The organism is Bacillus sp. HY001 (assembly GCF_007558965.1).
Lineage (GTDB): Bacteria > Bacillota > Bacilli > Bacillales > Bacillaceae_G > Bacillus_A > Bacillus_A mobilis.
This window is the reverse complement of sequence record NZ_VLTE01000328.1, coordinates 1-442: the sequence shown is the minus strand read 5'-3', so window position 1 is coordinate 442 and position 442 is coordinate 1. Positions and strand designations below refer to the sequence as shown.

The following is a 442-nucleotide window of genomic DNA, read 5'->3' as shown; positions in this document are numbered from 1 at the left end:
TTTGAAATGAAAATGCTTTCGATAGTTTTTTGTTTTTTAACAGGTTTGAGATAGGTAAGTCTTCCACAACAATCCTCATTGGTTTGGTTTTCACCAATGTAGCTGTTGCTTGATGGATATGGTTATTTCGGATATTTATAATTTTCCTAGATAACCGCAGGTGCTCCGTTTTCGCTTTTTCATATCCGGCAGACTGAATTTTTACACCTTTTTTAAATCTTCTAGACATATCTCTTTGTGCTGACTTTTTCCTTCTCAAAAGTTTTTTAACCTTGGCATCTTTGTTTATATTTCGTTCTTTCATACCATTAGAAGCTACAAAAAGCTCTTTTAAACCAACATCCACACCAATCGACTCATTGGTTAGTTCTTGGGATGCAAAGTCTTCTTGGAACCCTACACTAATCCACCAGTGACGACCGTCAAATGTAACTCTTGGATT

At 35.7% G+C, this 442-nt stretch carries 1 protein-coding gene; it reads right to left on the bottom strand.

What is annotated here, in order from left to right; all coding sequences use genetic code 11:
* Nucleotides 1–442, bottom strand: a 442-nt coding sequence (locus tag FOT98_RS31565; RefSeq protein WP_144291282.1) for a transposase, incomplete at both ends; no start/stop codon positions are given.